This is a genomic window from Pseudomonas sp. H26/SER47-MNA-CIBAN-0231 (assembly GCF_040310465.1).
In the GTDB taxonomy this organism is placed as follows: domain Bacteria; phylum Pseudomonadota; class Gammaproteobacteria; order Pseudomonadales; family Pseudomonadaceae; genus Aquipseudomonas; species Aquipseudomonas atacamensis.
Map to the genome: position 1 here is coordinate 1 of NZ_JBEOPW010000049.1, position 610 is coordinate 610.

A 610-nucleotide genomic window follows, 5' to 3' on the forward strand; every position below is an offset into this window, starting at 1 on the left:
CTGACTTCCGGCGAGCGCATGAGCGAAATCGTTATCCAGTGGTACCGCACTTCGGCTCAAGGCACCCAAGAGCACTACTACACCACCAAACTGGAAGACGCGATCATCGTCGCCATCAACAACAAAATGCACAACTGCCAGGATCCAGGCAACGCGCACTTCACCCACCTGGAAGAAGTGCAGTTCACCTACCGCAAAATCACCTGGACCCACGAAGTATCCGGTACTTCGGGTTCCGATGACTGGCGTGCTCCAGTCGTTTAATTACGGCTGACCGTTACACGCATCGGCCAGCTCTGCTGGTCGATGTTGTTTACGCCCCTCCAGAATTTCGCGTACGTTGAGCCGCTTTTTTGCGGTCGTCGACGAGCGCCGCTGTACAGCACGAGGAACAAGGGATGTTCGCGCCGGCCAATGAAACCCACTTTGCCCTGACCATCGAAGGGCTTTCCGCCGACTTTCAGGTGTTTACCCTCACCGGCCGGGAAGCCATCAGCCAGCCTTTTGTCTTTGAGGTGGAGCTGGTCAGTGAGCAGCCGTCGCTGGACCTCGAAACCCTGCTGCACAAACCGGCCTTTCTGCAGCTGTCGCCTGACGGCAGCGGCATTCA

At 57.2% G+C, this 610-nt stretch carries 1 protein-coding gene and 1 pseudogene; both read left to right on the plus strand.

Features of this window, described 5'->3' with window-relative positions; all coding sequences use genetic code 11:
* A partial coding sequence (gene tssD, locus AAEZ10_RS27180) for a type VI secretion system tube protein TssD (RefSeq protein WP_207268058.1) occupies nucleotides 1-264 on the plus strand: 264 nt, incomplete at its 5' end.
* 134 nt (nucleotides 265-398) lie between these two features.
* Nucleotides 399-610 (plus strand): annotated as a pseudogene (locus tag AAEZ10_RS27185) (type VI secretion system tip protein VgrG); the annotation flags it as partial.